Origin of the sequence: Saccharibacter sp. EH611 (assembly GCF_009834765.1) — a bacterium.
Classification (GTDB): domain Bacteria; phylum Pseudomonadota; class Alphaproteobacteria; order Acetobacterales; family Acetobacteraceae; genus Saccharibacter.
This window is the reverse complement of record NZ_WVHP01000016.1, coordinates 1-1,110: the sequence shown is the minus strand read 5'-3', so window position 1 is coordinate 1,110 and position 1,110 is coordinate 1. Positions and strand designations below refer to the sequence as shown.

Sequence of the window (1,110 nt, the reverse complement as noted above, 5' to 3'; positions counted from 1 at the left end):
GCCCTTGGGCGCCCCTACGGGCCGCCCTGCGGGTCGCGCGATCTATTCATGCCTCCACGCAAGGGCGCGGCGTCTTGAACTCCTCGCGCTCAGCGAGCGCTTTCCTTCTTAATATTCCGTTAAGACCCCGGCACGAGGCAAAGTGTGAATGTGCGTTAGCGCTTCACGCTTGCCGCTTCGCAGCGCTCCGCGCTTCGCACTACGCACAAGCTACGCTCTTGCAGTACGCACTAAGGCGAGTGTGTATGTGCCGTAGGCGCTTCACGCCGCCGTTCCGCAAGCGCTTGCGCTTCGCACTGCGCACAAGCTCCACTCTTGCAGTACGCACTACGGCGAGTGTGTATGTGCCGCAGGCGCTTCACGCCGCCGTTCCGCAGCGCTCCGCGCTTCGCACTGCGCACAAGCTCCACTCTTGCAGTACGCACTAAGGCGAGTATGTATGTGCCGTAGGCGCTTCACGCCGCCGTTCCGCAGCGCTCCGCGCTTCGCACTACGCACAAGCTCCACTCTGTCTTAACGGAATATTAAGAAGGAAAGCGCTCGCTGAGCGCGAGGAGTTCAAGACGCCGCGCCCTTGCGTGGAGGCATGAATAGATCGCGCGACCCGCAGGGCGGCCCGTAGGGGCGCCCAAGGGCCGTTGAGTGGCACGGCAGGCGTCCCAAACGAGGCCCCGCGGCCTGCCAACCCAGAACTCCGAGGCGTGCCACGAGCGGAGAGCTCGAACACGCTACAACCCGCGGAATTGTGCGAAATATTTGCTCTTTCTGAGCGTCCAGAGCCCGGCGCTCACGCCACCGCCGCCCTAGCGATGTGCCCGAAGGGCGCTGAGCGGAACGATGAGCCGAAAACCGATCACGCGCGCGCGAAGGCGAGCCGGTTAGACCCCGGCGATGCCGCCTTCATGCCAAAGAACTTCAGAACGATGTGGCCCGTCAGGGCCGCTGAGTGGCACGGTGAGAGAGACAGGCCATGCCAGCCGCCAAGGCGAGCTGGTTAGACCCCAGCGATGCCGTAGAACACCCACAGAACTCCCTGAGCGACGTGCCCGCAGGGCGCCGAGCGATCAGTGTTGACGAGCAAAGCGCGAGAGGCGGATTATGTCAGCTTCA

At 63.7% G+C, this 1,110-nt stretch carries 1 protein-coding gene; it reads left to right on the top strand.

Going from position 1 to position 1,110, the window contains the following annotated elements; translation table 11 throughout:
- On the top strand, window positions 1–428 hold a 428-nt coding region (locus GS535_RS11125; protein WP_237442194.1), incomplete at its 5' end, for a hypothetical protein.
- Between the last annotated feature and the right edge of the window lie 682 nt (window positions 429–1,110).